15 protein-coding genes are annotated in these 17,229 nt (G+C 60.4%); 1 reads left to right on the forward strand and 14 read right to left on the reverse strand.

The window, feature by feature from the left end; translation table 11 throughout:
* From AB5Y92_RS11805 to torC, 12 genes are all read right to left on the reverse strand, one after another.
* A partial coding sequence (locus tag AB5Y92_RS11805; RefSeq protein WP_368226836.1) for a PTS transporter subunit EIIC occupies positions 1-391 on the reverse strand: 391 nt, incomplete at its 3' end.
* Between the two features lie 89 nt (positions 392-480).
* Positions 481-1,938: a sodium/pantothenate symporter gene (panF, locus tag AB5Y92_RS11810; protein ID WP_368226837.1), complete on the reverse strand. Its 1,458-nt coding sequence runs from the start codon at positions 1,936-1,938 to the stop codon at positions 481-483.
* The gene (locus AB5Y92_RS11815; protein WP_346196946.1) at positions 1,928-2,191 is read right to left on the reverse strand and encodes a DUF997 family protein; all 264 of its coding nucleotides are present in this window, start codon (positions 2,189-2,191) and stop codon (positions 1,928-1,930) included. The genes panF and AB5Y92_RS11815 overlap by 11 nt, the downstream gene beginning before the upstream one ends.
* A gap of 208 nt (positions 2,192-2,399) precedes the next feature.
* On the reverse strand, positions 2,400-3,740 hold the full coding sequence (gene accC, locus AB5Y92_RS11820) for an acetyl-CoA carboxylase biotin carboxylase subunit (RefSeq protein WP_005338910.1): 1,341 nt from the start codon (positions 3,738-3,740) through the stop codon (positions 2,400-2,402).
* Positions 3,741-3,755: 15 nt separating this feature from the next.
* Entirely contained in the window at positions 3,756-4,214 is a 459-nt protein-coding gene (accB, locus tag AB5Y92_RS11825) for an acetyl-CoA carboxylase biotin carboxyl carrier protein (RefSeq protein WP_368226838.1), read from the reverse strand.
* A 36-nt stretch (positions 4,215-4,250) separates the two neighbouring features.
* On the reverse strand, positions 4,251-4,700 hold the full coding sequence (gene aroQ, locus AB5Y92_RS11830; RefSeq protein ID WP_368226839.1) for a type II 3-dehydroquinate dehydratase: 450 nt from the start codon (positions 4,698-4,700) through the stop codon (positions 4,251-4,253).
* Positions 4,701-4,988: 288 nt separating this feature from the next.
* On the reverse strand, positions 4,989-6,935 hold the full coding sequence (acs, locus tag AB5Y92_RS11835) for an acetate--CoA ligase (protein ID WP_368226840.1): 1,947 nt from the start codon (positions 6,933-6,935) through the stop codon (positions 4,989-4,991).
* Between the two features lie 478 nt (positions 6,936-7,413).
* Complete coding sequence (locus tag AB5Y92_RS11840; RefSeq protein WP_368226855.1) at positions 7,414-9,825, reverse strand: EAL domain-containing protein; 2,412 nt, start codon at positions 9,823-9,825, stop codon at positions 7,414-7,416.
* A gap of 189 nt (positions 9,826-10,014) precedes the next feature.
* Positions 10,015-10,383, reverse strand: a complete 369-nt coding sequence (locus AB5Y92_RS11845; protein ID WP_005358420.1) for a hypothetical protein — start codon at positions 10,381-10,383, stop codon at positions 10,015-10,017.
* A gap of 7 nt (positions 10,384-10,390) precedes the next feature.
* Positions 10,391-11,059: a molecular chaperone TorD gene (gene torD / locus AB5Y92_RS11850; protein ID WP_368226841.1), complete on the reverse strand. Its 669-nt coding sequence runs from the start codon at positions 11,057-11,059 to the stop codon at positions 10,391-10,393.
* 99 nt (positions 11,060-11,158) lie between these two features.
* Entirely contained in the window at positions 11,159-13,651 is a 2,493-nt protein-coding gene (gene torA, locus AB5Y92_RS11855; RefSeq protein ID WP_368226842.1) for a trimethylamine-N-oxide reductase TorA, read from the reverse strand.
* 27 nt (positions 13,652-13,678) lie between these two features.
* The gene (gene torC, locus AB5Y92_RS11860) at positions 13,679-14,845 is read right to left on the reverse strand and encodes a pentaheme c-type cytochrome TorC (protein WP_080771394.1); all 1,167 of its coding nucleotides are present in this window, start codon (positions 14,843-14,845) and stop codon (positions 13,679-13,681) included.
* 145 nt (positions 14,846-14,990) lie between these two features.
* Between torC and torR the strand changes: the two genes are divergently transcribed.
* On the forward strand, positions 14,991-15,704 hold the full coding sequence (gene torR, locus AB5Y92_RS11865) for a two-component system response regulator TorR (protein ID WP_042080622.1): 714 nt from the start codon (positions 14,991-14,993) through the stop codon (positions 15,702-15,704).
* A 36-nt stretch (positions 15,705-15,740) separates the two neighbouring features.
* Here torR and AB5Y92_RS11870 read toward each other — a convergent pair whose 3' ends face one another.
* Both AB5Y92_RS11870 and torT read right to left on the reverse strand, forming a co-directional pair.
* Positions 15,741-16,145 carry a GFA family protein gene (locus AB5Y92_RS11870; RefSeq protein ID WP_005358434.1) on the reverse strand — a complete coding sequence of 135 codons (405 nt, stop codon included), beginning with the start codon at positions 16,143-16,145 and terminating at the stop codon, positions 15,741-15,743.
* A 37-nt stretch (positions 16,146-16,182) separates the two neighbouring features.
* The gene (gene torT, locus AB5Y92_RS11875) at positions 16,183-17,229 is read right to left on the reverse strand and encodes a TMAO reductase system periplasmic protein TorT (protein WP_368226843.1); all 1,047 of its coding nucleotides are present in this window, start codon (positions 17,227-17,229) and stop codon (positions 16,183-16,185) included.

A 17,229-nucleotide genomic window follows, 5' to 3' on the forward strand; every position in this document is an offset into this window, starting at 1 on the left:
GCCAGCGGGGCAGTGTTTGCTGGTGAACCCAGGGGTAGATGATGGCAGTGGTTAGCCCCGCCAGCAGGCCGCAGATCATGTCGGCGTGCAGGTTGGGAGCCAGCGTATTGAAGGCGGTGCTGAGCAGCAGGAAGTTGACCGCACCCGCCAGCGTCTGTCCGCCCAGCTCCTGCCGACTCAGGCCAAAGGCGATCGCCACCGCATAGATAAGCGGCATCTGGCTGAAGATCGCCTGACCGGTGAGGGAGAGCACCGCCAAATCGAGCACGTCGGGTTGACCAAGCCGGTATATCAGCGCCGCCATCGGCAGGATGGAGACGGGCAGCAGCAGGGCATAACCGAGCCGCTGCAGGGCTTGAGTAACGACTTGTCGAGTGGCTTTAACGGGCATACAGCGGCTACGTTCTGTGACTTGGCGCACAGTTTAACCGGAAAACACCTATTTGGGGATAGTTTTGGAACCCCTAATTTATATTTTTATTATTTCTGCCCGAAAAGCTCGCGCACTTCCCGCGATGGCGGTGCCGTCAGCAGGCTGACCGTGATAAAGACCACCAGCGCCAGCGTGAGGCTTGGCACGATGGCGTGCAGGCCAGCCAGCTTGAGCCCCCACTGACTCAGTACCCCATAGCTGACGATGCCGCTGACCATGCTTGCCAGTGCGCCCGGGCCGTTGGCCCGCGACCAGTAGAGGCCGAGCACCAGCGGCCAGAGGAACACCGCCTGCAGACCGCCAAAGGCGAGCAGGTTGAGCCAGATGATCATCTCGGGCGGTTGCAACGCCGCCAGCAGCACCAGAGTGCCGAGGATCAGGGTACAGAGCAGGGAGAGGCGGGGGATGCGCACTTCCAGCTTCTCCTGCTTTGGACTCAGATAGTTGAGATAGAGATCCTTGACCAGAGTGGCGGAAGCCTGGATCAGCTGGGAGTCGATGGTGGACATGATGGCCGCCATCGGCGCCGCCAGAAAGACCCCGGCCAGCCAGGGGGGCAGCACTTCCATCATCAGGGAAGGCATGATCTTGTCCGGGCTGTCCATGCCCGGCAGGATGGCGCGGCCGAGGGCGCCCGCCAGATGCATGCCAAACATCAGCAGTGCGCTGACCACGGTGCCGATCAGAATGCCGCGATGGAGCGCTTTGCTGTCGCGATAGCCAAAGCAGCGCAGCGCCGAGTGGGGTAGCCCCACCACCCCGACACAGACCAGGATCCAGAAGCTAAGCATAAAGGGCTGGGTCAGCATGTCGCCGGCCCCCTGCGGGCTCACCAATTTGGGATCGATCTCTCTGAGCTGGTGGATGAGGTTCGGCAGACCGTCACCGGCAACCAGAATCCCCGCCAGCAGGGCGCCGGTGCCGATCAGCATGATGATCCCCTGCAGGGCATCGGTCATCACCACCGCACGGAAGCCGCCGATGATGGTGTAGAGCAGCACGCAGCTGGCAAACAGCATCAACCCCTGTTGGTAGGAGAGGCCGGTGGCGGTCTCCAGCAGGCGGGCGCCGCCGATAAACTGCACCACCATGGTCGCGATAAAGGCGAGGATGATAGTAACGGAGCCGAGGATCACCACCGCCTTGCTCTGATAGCGGGCCCACAGCATGTCGTTGATGGTCACCGCATTGACCCGGCGGGCGATGATGGCGAACTTCTTGCCAAGCACCCCCAGAGTGAGCCAGACGGTGGGCAGCTGGATCATCGCCAGCAACACCCAGCCCAGACCGATCTTGTAGGCCGCGCCCGGCCCACCGATAAAGGAGGAGGCCGAGGTGTAGGTGGCCACTAGCGTCATCGCCAGCACCAGCCCGCCCATGCTGCGGTTGCCGATGAAGTACTCCTGCACGAAGTTGCCTTCTGCGCGATGACGGCTGGCCCAAAAACCCACCCCCAGCACCAGCACCAGATAGATGACAAGCGGCAGCATCAACTCAAGATTCACGGGGGTGCTCCTTCTGCGGGCTGGCGTGGGTATCGAGCGGGATATCCACGAAGAGGCGATTGACCATCAGGGCGCAGAGGATGATGAAGATGAGCGGCATCACCATGCAACTGAGCAGGAACCAGAGCGGGATGTCCCACAGCTCCAGATGGACTGGGATAAAATAGGCGGTGCCATACCAGGCAAAGAAGTAGAGCAGGGTCAGCAGCAGGCAGAAAGCTGCTTCCCGGCGGGCGAGAGCAAAACGGTTCACCTTGGCCTCCGACAAATTTGAGGGGCGCAAGGATAACAAAAAAGGGCCATGTCGCCATGGCCCTTTTTCAGCAGAGGCTCCTTGCGGAGCAGACTTCCACCGGAAGTCCGGTCTCTATCAGCGATCCTTACAGACCCAACTTCTTGCGCAGGTAGTGGGCGTTGGTACTGCCACCGTGCAATATCATCAGGTCTCTATCAAGCGATCCTTACAGACCCAACTTCTTGTGCAGGTAGTGGATATTGGTGCCACCGTGCTGGAAGTTTTCGTCTTTCATGATCTCTTTTTGCAGCGGTACGTTGGTCTTGATCCCTTCCACCACCAGCTCGTCCAGTGCATGGCGCATGCGGGCGATGGCAATGTCACGATTCTCGCCGTAGCAGATCAGCTTGCCGATCATCGAATCGTAGTGGGGAGGTACCTTGTAACCTGCATAGATGTGGGAGTCCCAACGCACGCCCAGACCACCCGGCGCGTGGAAGCGCTGCACCAGACCCGGAGAGGGCATGAAGGTGGCCGGATCTTCGGCGTTGATCCGGCACTCGATGGCATGGCCACGGATGCGAATATCCTGCTGGGTGATCGACAGGGGCTGGCCGGCGGCGATGCGTAGCTGCTCCTTGATCAGATCGATACCTGTGACCATCTCGGTGACCGGATGCTCAACCTGAATACGGGTGTTCATTTCGATGAAATAGAACTCGCCGTTCTCGTACAGGAACTCGAAAGTACCCGCACCGCGGTAGCCGATCTCGATACAGGCGCGCACACAGCGCTCGCCGATGAACTTGCGCATTTCGGCGGTGATGCCCGGTGCCGGCGCCTCTTCCACCACTTTCTGGTGGCGACGCTGCATGGAGCAGTCACGCTCGCCCAGATAGAGGGCGTTGCCCTGGCCGTCTGCCAACACCTGAATTTCGATGTGGCGCGGGTTTTCCAGGTACTTCTCCATGTAGACCATGTCGTTCTTGAAGAACTGGCCTGCTTCGGATTTGGTCAGGGCGATGGCGCCCGCCAGTTCCGCTTCATTGCGCACCACGCGCATACCGCGACCACCACCGCCACCGGCGGCCTTGATGATCACCGGATAGCCGATGCGCTTGGCAATGGCGGCGTTGTGCTTGGCGTCGTTATCGACGGGGCCGTCAGAGCCCGGTACACACGGTACGCCCGCTTTCTTCATCGCTTCGATGGCGGAGACCTTGTCACCCATCAGGCGAATGGTCTCGGCGCGCGGGCCGATGAAGATGAAGCCGGACTTTTCGACCACTTCGGCGAAATCGGCGTTCTCGGAGAGGAAGCCGTAACCCGGGTGGATGGCCACGGCACCGGTTACCTCGGCGGCGGCGATGATGGCCGGGACGTTGAGGTAGGATTCAGTACTGGCCGGTCTGCCGATACAGATGGATTCGTCGGCCAGCAGCACATGTTTGAGCTCCCGGTCGGCGGTGGAGTGAACGGCCACTGTCTTGATCCCGAGCTCTTTACAGGCGCGCAGGATCCGCAGGGCAATTTCACCGCGGTTGGCGATGACTACTTTGTCCAACATGGGTGGCGATTTCCCTTATTCGATGATGAACAGCGGCTCGTCAAATTCGACGGCCTGACCATTTTCAACCAGGATCGCTTTGATCACACCGGCCTTGTCAGACTCGATTTGGTTCATCATTTTCATGGCTTCGACGATGCACAGGGTGTCGCCGACATTAACTTGCTGACCCACTTCCGCGAACGGCTTGGCATCCGGGCTGGAGGAGCGGTAGAAGGAGCCAACCATCGGGGAGCGCATCAGGTGACCGCTCGGGGCGGCATCGGCGGCCGGTGCAGCGGCAACCGGGGCGGCAGCGGCAGGTGTGGCAACCGGAGCGGCTTGCTGCATCATCATCTGCGGCATGGCGGTGGTCACCTGACCGGAGAAGTTGCGGCTGATGCGAACGGACTCTTCACCTTCGGAGATCTCCAGTTCGGCGATGCCGGACTCTTCAACCAGTTCAATCAGCTTCTTGATTTTGCGGATATCCATTAGCATTCTCTTTCTTCTTTATCTGATCAGTGATTATCAAGCCGCGCGCAGATGGTGCACGGCCGCGGTTAAAGCGAATTGGTAGCCATCGGCCCCCAGACCACAAATGACCCCTTTGGCGACATCAGACAGATAGGAGTGATGACGGAACGGCTCCCTGGCATGGACGTTTGACAGGTGAACCTCGATAAAAGGGATGGCGACACCCAGCAGCGCATCGCGAATGGCGATGCTGGTGTGGGTGAAGGCGGCTGGATTGATGATGATAAAATCCACCTGGCCCATGGCCTGATGGATGCGGCCGACCAACTCATGTTCGGCATTGGATTGCAGATGTTCCAGAGTGACACCGAGTTCGCTGGCGTTAAGCTTCAGATCGGCGACGATCTCATCAAGCGTCTTGCTGCCGTAGATACCCGGTTCCCGTTTGCCCAGCAGATTCAGGTTTGGTCCGTTGAGCAGGAGGATTCGGTGATTTTGCGACATATTGAGTACATCCTCGATGATAATGCTGCTATCTATCAGCTATCTTGTGGACTACCAGAAATCTAGCCATTTTCTGCGCAAATCGGTGTGCCCTGGCACACAGATTTCGCAATTATATTGATTTCGTGAAAATTAGCAGCATTTTACTGGTCTAATCTCTACATCTGGCTATTTATTGCACGTTTCGGCCTGAGATACTTCGTCGCTGCCACCTTGCTGTTTGCTGGCAGATAAGAAACGACAAAGCCGGCACAGGGCCGGCTTTGTTGAGCAACAAACGAAGCGGGATCAGGCTGCTTCCGACTTCTCGCGGATGAGTTTGTCTACTACGCCCGGATCCGCCAGGGTGGAGATATCCCCCAGGCTGTCAGTCTCGCCGGTGGCGATCTTGCGCAAGATGCGGCGCATGATCTTGCCGGAACGGGTCTTCGGCAACCCCTCCGCCCAGTGAATGACATCCGGCGTGGCGATGGCACCGATCTCCTTGCGCACCCACTCCTTCACCTCTTTGTGCAGCTCACGGCTCGGCTCTTCTCCGGCGATCAGGGTGACATAGGCATAGATACCCTGACCCTTGATCTCGTGGGGCACCCCCACCACCGCGGCTTCAGCGATCTTGGGATGGGCCACCAGCGCCGATTCAATTTCGGCGGTACCCATGCGGTGGCCGGAGACGTTCAGTACATCATCCACCCGACCGGTGATCCAGTAGTAGCCGTCCTCGTCGCGACGGGCACCGTCGCCGGTGAAGTAGCGGCCCGGGAAGGTGGAGAAGTAGGTCTGCTCGAAGCGCTCGTGATCGCCGAATACGGTGCGCATCTGGCCCGGCCAGGAGTCGGTGATCACCAGATTGCCCTCGGTGGCCCCCTCCAGCGGCTCGCCCATGTTGTCGACCAGCGCCGGCTGCACCCCGAAGAAGGGTTTGGTGGCAGAGCCGGGTTTCAGATCGGTAACGCCGGGCAGCGGGCTAATCAGGATGCCGCCTGTCTCGGTCTGCCACCAGGTATCGACAATGGGGCAGCGCTCATCGCCAATGGTGCGGTAATACCACTCCCATGCTTCCGGGTTGATGGGCTCACCCACCGAACCCATGATGCGCAGGCTCTGGCGTGATGTGCCGGTGACCGCTTCGTTGCCTTTGGCCATCAGGGCGCGGATGGCGGTTGGGGCGGTATAGAGGATGGTGACCTGGTGCTTGTCCACCACCTGACTCATGCGGTTGGTGGCCGGGTAGTTGGGCACCCCTTCGAACATGATGGTGGTGGCACCGTTGGCGAGCGGCCCGTAGACCAGATAGGAGTGACCGGTAACCCAGCCCACATCGGCGGTACACCAGTAGATGTCCTCTTCGTGGTAGTCGAACACATATTTGAAGGTTAGGGTGGCATAGACCAGATAGCCGCCTGTGGTGTGCAGCACCCCTTTGGGTTTGCCGGTGGAGCCGGAGGTATAGAGGATAAAGAGCGGATCTTCGGCGTTCATCGCCTCTGGCGGGCAGTCGCTGCTGACGGCGGCGGTCGCTTCATGCCACCAGATGTCGCGGTGGTTGTGCCAGGCGACATTGCCGCCGGTGCGCTTGAGCACGATCACCTTGTTGATCTGGGTTTCCGGGTTGGTGAGCGCTTCATCCACATTCTTCTTGAGCGGTACCGGACGGCCGCCACGCAGTCCCTCGTCGGCGGTGATCACGATGCGCGAGCCCGAGTCGATGATGCGACCGGCCAGCGCTTCTGGCGAGAAGCCGCCGAAGACGATGCTGTGTACCGCGCCGATGCGGGTACAGGCCAGCATGGCGATGGCGGCTTCGGGCACCATGGGCATGTAGAGGCAGACCACGTCGCCGCGGTGAACCCCTTGTGCTTTCAAGACGTTGGCAAACTTGCACACTTCGCTGTGCAACTCGCGGTAGGTGAGTTTGCGATCTTCGGCGGGGTTGTCCCCTTCCCAGATGATGGCGACCTTGTCACCCCGTTCGGCGAGATGGCGATCGAGACAGTTGGCCGAGACGTTGAGCTGGCCATCTTCAAACCATTTGATGGAGACATGGCCCGGATCGTAGGAGGTGTTCTTGACCTTGGTATAGGGTTTCCTCCAGTCGAGAATTTTTCCCTGCTCTCCCCAGAAGGTATCGGGATCCTCGATGGAGGCCTGATACATGGCGGCGTAGTCGCCCTTGTCGAGCAGTGCATTGCTGCTGATGTGGGGTTTGACCGGGTAGACCTTGCTCTCGCTCATCACTCACTCCTTTGAATACATACTTTTAATAATTAAGTAACAACTTATACCTTTGGCTGATGGGGGCAATTAGACTTTTGGATAGACAGCAACATTTGGTTACAGGGTTATGGGTGACACTCACGCAGTGAGTCGGTAAAAAGGAGGACTTCGATGGATGGAGGTAGTTATGTTCTCTCTATTGCTCTGTGCATCCCTGTGGCAGTTTGATACGACTGTTCTTGCAGACAAGCCTCCCAAAGAGTTTGCGATTACACACCAGGAGCCTTCACAGACTGTGCGGGAGCGGGTTGCTGATCAGCTTGGTCATGCATGGCAGGACAAAAAGTCGGGAACCAAGTTTTCCCTCAGTGAGCCAGGATCCCGCTACTCTGGCGACTCACCGCTCACTCGCATGGCCAATGACCGGGATAATGGTGGTGTTCCTACCTTGACGTTTGGAAAGTAGTTTGATTGGCCGTTTGTTTCCTTGGTATCGCTAATGTTGAACGTTTTGGCAATCCAAGCGTTCGTGCATCTGTTCTACATGCAGTGGTTTGCTGAACAGATAACCCTGTCCTTCGCCGCAGTTGAGTGACTGCAAGAAGGCGTGTTGTGCCTTGGTTTCAATCCCTTCGGCGGTGACCTCCATATCCAGACTGTCGGCCAGATTGATGATGGTGCGGCAGAGCTCCCGACTGTTCTTGTCTTCCGGTAATGCCTGCACAAACGCCCGGTCGATCTTGATGCGATCGATCGGCAGGGTCTTGAGCAGACTCAGTGACGAGAAGCCGGTACCAAAGTCATCGATGGCAATCTGCACGCCGAGATTTTTCAGGCGGGTAAAGAGATCCAGACTCTGTTCGACTCGCTGGATGATGCTCTCCGTCACTTCAATCTCCAGCCGTTCTGGCGGAAATCCGGTCTCGGCCAGGATGGCTGCGACCCGTTCAACGTAGCCCGGGGAGCGCATCTCCCGCACCGAGACGTTGACTGACAAGCGAGGCACCGGCAGTCCGGCGGCCAGCCAGTTTTGTCCCTGCTCGCAGGCGTTGCGCATCACCCACTCCCCAATTTTCTCGATCAGGCCGCACTCCTCTGCCACCGGAATAAAGCGGGTCGGCGCTATCATCCCCTCATTGGGGTGCTGCCAGCGCAGCAGGGCTTCCAGTCCACTCAGGTGGCCGTTGGCCAGATTGGTCATGGGTTGATAGAAGATGCAGAGCTGTTCGAGCTCAAGGGCCTTGAGCAGACCCTGCTCAATCTGCATCCGCTCGCGGGCTCGAGCCGCCATGCAGGGGGTATAGAACTGGAATCCGTTGCGCCCCTGACTTTTCGCCTCGTACATGGCGCTGTCGGCGGCGCTGACCAGGGTTTCCGGGCTGTCTGCATGATCCGGATAGATGGCGATACCGATACTTGCCGAGATCGCCACCAGCTCATGGGCCAGCTCAACCGGTTCACGCAACACGGTTAGCAGGGTATTGGCGAGGGTTGCCAGCTCGTCAGGCTCCTCCAGATAGGGGATCAGTACCAGAAACTCGTCTCCCCCGAGGCGGGTCGCCAGATCGTTGTGCTGCAGGCAGCCGCGGATCCGCTCTGCCAGCCGCTTGAGCAGCTCATCGCCAACTCCGTGGCCCAGGCTGTCGTTGATCAGCTTGAAGCCATCCAGATCGATAAAGAGCAGCCCCAACCGTTTGCGATTGAGCTGCGCGGTTTTCAGCTCAAGGGCCAGCCGCTCCTGCAACAGATGACGATTGCCCAGCTCGGTCAGGGGATCGTGATAGGCAAGGTGATTCAGCTCGGCCTCCACCTTGCGAATGGCGCTGATGTCGGAAAGGGCGATCACATAGTGAGTGGTGTTGTTGAAGTTGTCATAGACAGCGCTGATCTGCTGCCAGGAGGAGAAGTAGCTGCCATCCTTGCGCAGACAAACCATCTCGCCATGCCAGGCGTTGTTGCCGGGGCGCAGGTGATACCAGGGATAGTCGAGGTCGGTGTAGCGCCTGGGATGCATGATGATATCCGGGGTGCGGCCTATCACCTCCTCGGCATTGTATTGGGTCAGCATGGTGAAGGCCGGGTTGACCGACAGAATATGGTGCTCGCTGTCGAGGATGATGATCCCCTCGGCCGTGGTATCGAATACCACGTTGGCTTGATGAAGTCGCTCTTCCTGACGGCGGCGGGCGGTGGCATTGTGAATGACTCCCATGACCCGGTGGCCGACCGACTCGGTGGCGGGGACATGGTCGGCATGAATATCGACCCAGTGGCGCTCGTTGAGAGCGGTGAGGTAGCTCAGGGTGAGATGGATGGGGTCATGACTTTGCAAGGCGGCCTTGAGCTGGCTGCCGGATTCCGGTTCAAAACAGTCGACGAACGCTTGCAGCCCGCCGTGGAACTGGTTGGCCTCGATACCCAGCAGCGGCTCAATCTGGCCGTCGAACAGTAATCTGTCCTCCGCCACGTGCCACTCCCACACCCCGATTTGGGCCGCTCGCATTGCCAGTTGCAGGCGTTGTTCGGTTTCGTACTGCTCGGTGATGTCCCGCACGATGGCGAGGATGCCGTTCAGCTCCCCTTTCTCATCACGCATCGGGCTGTAGGTGGCCTGAAAGCGGCGGGAGCTGCTGTCGTACGCCGCGGTTTGGCCCGTGATGGCGATATCCACGTAGGGCATGCCGCTGCGCATGATCTGCTGAAACATGGGCTCCAGCGTCGGTGCCAGCTTGGGAACCACCTCTCTGAGGTGTTTGCCATGATGCTCCTCGATGCTCTTGCCATTGATGTCGGCCAGCACCTGATTGACTTTACGGTAGCGAAATTCGCAGTCAAAGACGCCGATGCCCAGAGGGGCATTATCCATCAGCTGTTCCAAGACGGTGTGATCTGACAGCTGGGTCAACATTGCCTCGGTGTCGGCGTTGAAAGGCTTCCCATCCATGATGACCTCGGCATTGATTGTTTTATCACTTGCATCAGTTGTCAGTATGGCACGAACTGTTTGGCCGGGAGTCAAGCGGAGTTATCTGGTTGTTTTGACGGCAAGAATAGGCAGAAAAACCTGATAAAAAGGATGGAAAAAGGGGGCGAGTGGTTATCCCTTCTGGCGACCAAACGCCTGAATACCGCGCACCAGTACCAGCCAGCCGATCAGATGGAACGGGAGGGCGAGCAGATAGAGCAGCAGGAAGTGCGACTCGCTGCCACTGCTGTTGATGAAGTCGATCCAGGCGGCCAGCAGCGCCAGCATGCCGGCAATCTGGAAGCGGCGGCGCAACACCACCTCGACGCCGAGATTGGCAAGGTAGAGGGTGAGCAGGATGCCGGCAAAGCCGGTGAGCTGGGCGGTGCCGTAGAGCTCGCGATCAGGGTTGAACAGCAGCGCGATCAGGGGCGTAATGCCCTGATCCAGCGGGATCAGGGCCAGCAGCCAGCATGCAATCAGAAGCAGGGCTGTCTTCATCGCGGCCTCAGTCGGCAGACGGTGCCGGTTTGACCAGAGAGAGGTAGTTGGCATCCATCTTGAGGAAGACCCCCAGCAGACGGGCACTGGCGCCGTAGAAGCCAAACTGGTCGGCGGCGCGACAGGCGCTTTCGAACTTGTCGAACCACCCCAGCAGATGACCGTGCAGCAGCGCTTCCTGCTCGTCGAGCCAGCGTTCCCGCTCGGCTGCGCTCTTGGCTTCCGCCGCACGGATGATGAGATTGCCCATCAGATCCAGCTCGATGGCCAGATGATCGGCAGGCTCTTTGTATTTATCGCTGACATTGATGCCGAGGCGATCGAGGCGGGCCTGCATCTCGGCCATCGGGGCCTGCATCAGCAGCTTGGCCTCGCCGCGGTAGAGCGATTCATAGGGCAGGGCGCCCTGTTTGGGATCCACCAGAAACAGCCCGGCGAAGTCGGCGGCGAGTTCCAGCTGGCGATCCGGGCGCACCAGCAGGCGGGCGATGGCCTCGTTGAGTTCGGCCACGGCTTCGCGCATCGGATCCAGGGTGGAGAGGCTTTTCAGGAAGCTTCGCACATCATAGGTGTCATATTCGGCGATCTGCTCATCACTGAGTTCGGCGGCGAACAGGGTGGAGAACCACCAGTAGAGTTCGGCCCGGCGTTCGCTGGTAGCCATAAATTCCTGCATTTTTCCTCCGTGGATGGCAATCGGGAGCCTTGATGGCTCCCGATTCTAACGACTTTAAAAATAAAGGAAACTCAAGGGGGCGCTTTCGTCCCCCCGGGGTCAGAGTGCCGGGAACATGGGGTCGATGCCCTTGGCCGATTCCGGCGCGCCGAAGGCAGTGATGGCGGGTGCCTGTCCGCGGAACTTCTCGATCTCCACCAGCGCAGTGTGGGCCGTGGTGGCCTGCGCCAGGCTGGAGGAGCCGATGTCGGCGGTCAGCACGTTGGGATCGCCGTAGGTACAGAGAGTCCCCACCTTGCCACCCTCTAGCGGGCCATACCAGGCACCTTCCTGAATGCGCACCACGCCGGGGGCGTAATCATCGCTCACCACCAGACCAGCCAATACCTGACCGCGGCCGTTGAACACCCGCACCAGATCGCCGTCTTTGAGGCCGCGGGATTTGGCATCTTGCGGATTCATGTAGACAGGTTCGCGACCCTGCACCGTGTAGGTGGCGCGGTAGTTGTCGGAGGAGCAGAGCTGGCTGTGCAGCCGCTTGTCCGGGTGGCAGGATTGCAGGTGCAGCGGGTACTGTTTGCTGCCCGGCCCGCCGTGGGAGCGCTCGTAGGGCTCGATCCAGACCGGATGGCCCGGGCAATCCCCATAGCCGTAGTCGGCGATGGTCTTGGAGTAGATCTCGATAAGGCCAGACGGGGTGCCCAGCGGCTCCAGATCCGGCTCCTGACGGAACGACTCGTGGCGCACCCAGGGTTGGCCCGCCGGGAAGGTGACGAAGCCCTCGCCGTGCCAGAACTGGCTGAAACGGGGCAGACGAATGCCGATGCCGCGGCCCTGCAGGCGGGCGTCGTCATAGATGCTCTGGATCCACTCCAGCTTGCTCTTGCCACCGGTGAACTCGGCCTCACGACCGAAGCGACGGCAGAGGTCGGCGAAGATGTCGTAGTCATCGCGCGCCTCGAACAGCGGCTCCATCACCTTGTACATGGCCAGAATGCCCGCGTTGGAATGAGAACCCCACTGCTCGATGTCATCCCGCTCATAAGTGGTGGTGGCGGGCAGCACGATATCGGCGAAGCGGCAGCTGGCGGTCCACTGGTGATCGATGCTGACCACGGTTTCCAGCTTGCGCCAGGCCGAGACCATCTTGTTGCGATCCTGCTGGTGGTGGAACGGGTTGTTGCCGCAGAACACCGCCATCTTCATATGGGGGTAGGTGATGGTCTGGCCGTTGAAGGCGATCTGCTTGCCCGGATTGAGGATGCAGTCGACGAAACGGGCCACCGGAATGTATTTGGAGTAGCCCTTCCAGTCGCCGTCATGGAGTGGTTTAACGCCGGGAATGACCGAGCTGAAACCTGACATGATAGGGCCGCTGGAGGTGATGGTGCCCGCTCCGTTGTAGTGCCAGCCAAAGCCGTAACCGCCCCCCGGCAGGCCGATCTGGCCAAGCATGGAGGCCAGTACCACCAGCATCCAGGCGTACTGCTCGCCGTGGTGCATGCGCTGCACACACCAGCCGCCGATAAGCTGGGTGCGGCCGCTGCTCATGGCGCGGGCCAGCTCGCGGATGGTCTCGGCTGGTACGCCACAGATGGCGGCGGCCCACTCGGCATCCTTCACCTGACCGTCGCTGGTACCCAGCAGATAGGGCAGGAACTTGTCAAAACCGGTGGTGTAGTTCTTCAGGAACGCCTCATCGTGGCGCTTCTCGCTGTAGAGGGTGTGGGCGATGCCCAGCATCAGCGGCACGTCGGTTTGCGGATTCAGGGTCACCTGATCGCAATTGAGGTACTTCTGGGTCTTGGATTTGACCGGATCGACACTGATCACCCGGATCTCGCCCTTGGCCACCTTCTCTTTCAGCTGTGCCCAGTAGTCGTAGACGCTGTGATCCGGCACCAGCCAGCCAACCTGCAGGTTCTTGATGGGATCGGAGCCCCAGATAACGATGGTTTTGCTGTGCTCCAGCACCAGCGGCCAGGAGGTCTGCTGTTCATACACCTCCATGGCGCCCGCCACGTGGGGCAGGATCACCTGGGCGGCACCGGTGGAGTAGTCACCGGCCTTGGCCAGATAGGTGCCGTGCAGGTTCATGGCACGCCCCAGCATGGCGCCAGCGGAGTGCAGCTTGCCCACCGACTGCCAGCCGGAGTGGCCGGCATAGAGGGCGCTCGGGCCATAGGTCTTCTGCACCCGCTCCAGCTCGTGATAGAAAAAATCGAGCGCCTGAGACCAGGTGACCCGCACGAAGCGGTTCTGGCCGCGTTCGCTGGTGTCGGACTGGTGGCCCTTGCGCAGCCAGTCCAGTCGCACCATGGGGTAGCGGATGCGGGAGGGGTTGTAGACCACTTCACTCAAGGCCTTGAGCATGTCGGTGGGGTGCTTGTCGTGCTCGAACGGCAGGGTCTCGACCCAGCGGCCATCGACCACCCGGGCACGGAAGGCGCCCCAGTGGGAGCCGGACTGCACCAGCTTGTCGCCAGACTCGGCAGCCATCACGGCGCGACCGAGCAGGGAGGGGCCGATCAGGGCAGAGGCACCGCTGGCCAGCAAGCCACCCAGAAAACCACGACGGGAAATATTGATCATCTTGTTATTCCTCTTTCGAATCCGGACTTAGTGGCTGCCCTGACCACCGGTATCGGCGGCATGGTTTTGCAGGTATTTGAGCAGGGTGCGCTCCTCTTCCTTGCTCAGGCGATAGTAGGCAGACATCGCCTTGAGCCCCGAGATCCAGCCGTTGGCAGTGAAGTGAGCGGGATCCGGCGCGCCGTGGCAGGAGTTACAGGTGGATTTGTACATCTCGCCGGCGTAATCCCAGATCGGCTTGAGAGAGGACTCAAAGCCCTTGCCATCGACCCAGGCCTGCACCTGAACCTGCTCCCACTTGATATGGGTGGCGCTGTCGGTCTCCTGTTTGAGCACTTTCTCGCTCGCTTTCAGTTCATCACGGATGGTGGCGACGAAGACCCGCTTGCCCATGTATTCGCTCAGCACCCTGCCCTTGCCATCGCTCTCGCGCCACCCTTCGATGGTCACCTTGAGGCGATCGCCGCTGCGGTCCACCACGTCGATGCGGGAGGCAGGCAGCAGTTTGCCGACCGGGTCGCTGCTCTGCTCGCTGGCGTAGAGATCTTTTTCACCCAAGTTGTAGAGGGTCTCGGCGGCTGGCGCCTCTTGCGCGTCGTTGACCAGGGTGGCGTAAGTGGCCCGGAAGCCCCCCGCCATGTTGGGGAGTTCGTGGGCGATGCCCTTGTGGCACTCGATGCAGTTCATGTTCTTCGCCGCCGCGTCTTTCATCGCCAGCGCGGCCGCCGGGGACTGCTTGGCGTGATCCATGTTGTCGTAGCTGTGGCAGGACTTGCAGGTCTTGGAGTTCTGGCTGCTCATCCGTGCCCACACCTTCTCGGCCAAATGCAGGCGCCGGTCCTCGAACTTCTCCTGGGTGTCGATGCTGTGGCCTATGTACTCCTGATAGAGGTCGTTGGCCGCCTCCATCTTGCGGGCCACCTTGCCGACAAAGTCCTTCGGCTGGTGACAGTCGGTACAGACCGCCTGTACCCCTGAGGCATTCTTGAAGTGGATGGACTCCTTGTACTCCGGATAGACGGTGTCTTTCATGGAGTGGCAGGAGATACAGAATTCGAGGCTGCTGGTTTTCTCAAAGCCATAGTGCAGGCCGACGGTGCCCGCGAGGGTGACGCCGACGCCCACCAGAAGCAGCGCCAGTACCGACCAGCGGCGGCTGGGGGTGCGCAGGAAGTGCCACAGTTTTTTCATCATGCTCTCTCACATCACTTTTTTGATGGGAGCCATGATAGGGAGGCGTTGTGAACAGGGTTGCCGCCACAAATTAATGAAATAGGGGTATTTATGACAAAATGTGAATAGAATAATCCTCCCTTGTCGACCATCGTGAACCCTGCCCATGAGCTACCACATTCTGGTTGTTGAAGATGATGCGGTTACCCGCGAGAAGCTGACCGGCTATTTCGAGCGGGAGGGCTATCGGGTGACGGCGGTCGAAAACGGCCAGGAGATGCGCGCCGTGCTGGCGGAGCAGACGGTCGATCTGGTGATGCTGGATATCAACCTGCCGGGGGAAGATGGTCTGCTGCTGACCCGTGAACTGCGGGCGCGCAGCACGGTGGGGATCATTCTGGTCACCGGCCGCAGCGATGCGGTGGACCGGATTGTCGGCCTCGAGATGGGGGCCGATGACTATGTCACCAAGCCGTTCGAGCTCAGGGAACTGCTGGTGCGGGTCAAGAATCTGCTGTGGCGGATCTCGCTGGCGGCCGCCGCGCCGAGCGAGCCTGCGGTGGCTGACGATGCGGTGCGCTTTGGCCCCTGGCGTTTTGATATTCCCCGCCGCCAGCTCAGCAAGGACGGAGTGCCGGTGCGTCTGACCAAGGCCGAATATGAAGTGCTGGTGGCCTTTGTCGCCCATGCCGGACGGGTGCTCAGTCGGGAGCGGATCCTGACCCTCATCAGCCATCGCGGCGATGGCCCGAGCGATCGCACCATAGACGTGTTGATCCGGCGGCTGCGCGGCAAGATGGAAGCGGATCCACGGGATCCCCAGCTGTTTGTCACCGTCCATGGTGAAGGCTATCTGTTTGCCGGCGAGATAGCCTCCTGATCCCGTTGCGGCGGCCTTGACCTATTTGACCGGGTATCAGACCGGCGGGCGGGTATCAAATTGCGGGCAGTCGTCGCCAATTTGGTGCCAGGGCGCCTTGGAGCCGACAAAGATGTGAAACGCGGGTCGCTGGCTCGGCACGTCGTCCAGTACCCCCAACCGCAGATTGATCTTGCCGCTGCTGCTCTTCTGGCTGAACAGGCTGGAACCGCAGTGACGACAGAAGGCCAGGGTGGTCTCTGCCGATTTCCGGTAGCGGCCGATGGCCTCTTCTCCCTTCACTATGGTGACCTTGTTGCCATCCAGTCCGCCGACCGAGGCGTAATCTCCCCCTGAAAACTTGCGGCATTCGCTGCAGTGGCAGTTCCCCATATAGTCGAACTGATCCGGCAGGGTCAGGGTGACGGCGCCGCACAGGCAGCTGGCATGTAACTCTTTCATCTCTTCTCCTTGAGTGGGCTGATTGGATTTGGAACGGCTATTCGACCCGATAGACGGGGCGAAAAGCGCCCTCCGAGAGGGAATCTGCGGGATCGGCCAGCGGCGCAGACAGCGTCAGAATGGGTGGCCCCATCACCCGCGGGCACTGCTCGGCATTGGCATCAGGGTGTTGCAGCAGGCAGACCGCCTGAGCGACCGCAAGGCGCCCCTGCAGCCGCATCTGATCGCTGTTGGCGGCCAGGATCTTGCCCCGGCGCAGGCCCCGCTGTACCCCGTGGCTGAAGTAGGTGCTCAGCACCCGGGGCCTGTCGAGATGGCGCTGCGCCAGCTCGTTGACCGCCACTTCGGCGGCGATGGCGCCTCCTACCAGATAGTCGAGGTCGGGATAGCGGGCTAGGGTCTGCTGCACCAGCGTGCGCTGGATTTCCCGGCTGTTGTCGCCGCGCTCGGTGGTGACCAGCTTGATGGCGCTCCCCTTGATGGCGTCGGCAAAGCCCGGTTCGACAAAGTTGTTGCCGCCACTCGCCTGCGGGCCGGGGAAGAGGGCGACCGAGACCGGCTTGCTGCCGGTGGGGTGACGCTGCGCCAGCCAGTGGCCAATCTGCCAGCCCATCTGGTACCAGGAGACCCCCACCTTGGCCTGCACCAGACCGTTGGGCAGATCGTTGACCAGACCAAAGAGCGGCAGCGGCGTGGCCTTGATGGCCTCGCGCAGGCCCTGATAGCTCACCGCGCCGAGCAAGATGGCATCGCTCCCTTCCTGCACGCAGCGCTGCAACTGCTGGCGCTGCTCGGCGAGGGCGCCGTAACCCCCCGCTTCGTGGATCTGCAGCTTGACTCCCAGCCGCTTCGCCTCGTCCACCATGCCCTGATTGACCGAGAGCCAGTAGGCGTCGCGCAGATGGGGGTAGAGGGCACAGAGGGTCAGCGGTTTGGTTGCGGCAGCGGGTTCCGGCCACTGCTGGCGCACCGGCTGGCCGCTGAATTCGCCGCCGGGCCAGATATCGACCGCAAAGGCGAGGGCGGCGCGAGGCAGCGTGAGCAACCACATGAGCAACAACGGGGAGAGATAGACGCTTCGCAT

The organism is Aeromonas sp. R1-1 (genome assembly GCF_040908495.1).
GTDB classification, from domain to species: domain Bacteria; phylum Pseudomonadota; class Gammaproteobacteria; order Enterobacterales; family Aeromonadaceae; genus Aeromonas; species Aeromonas veronii.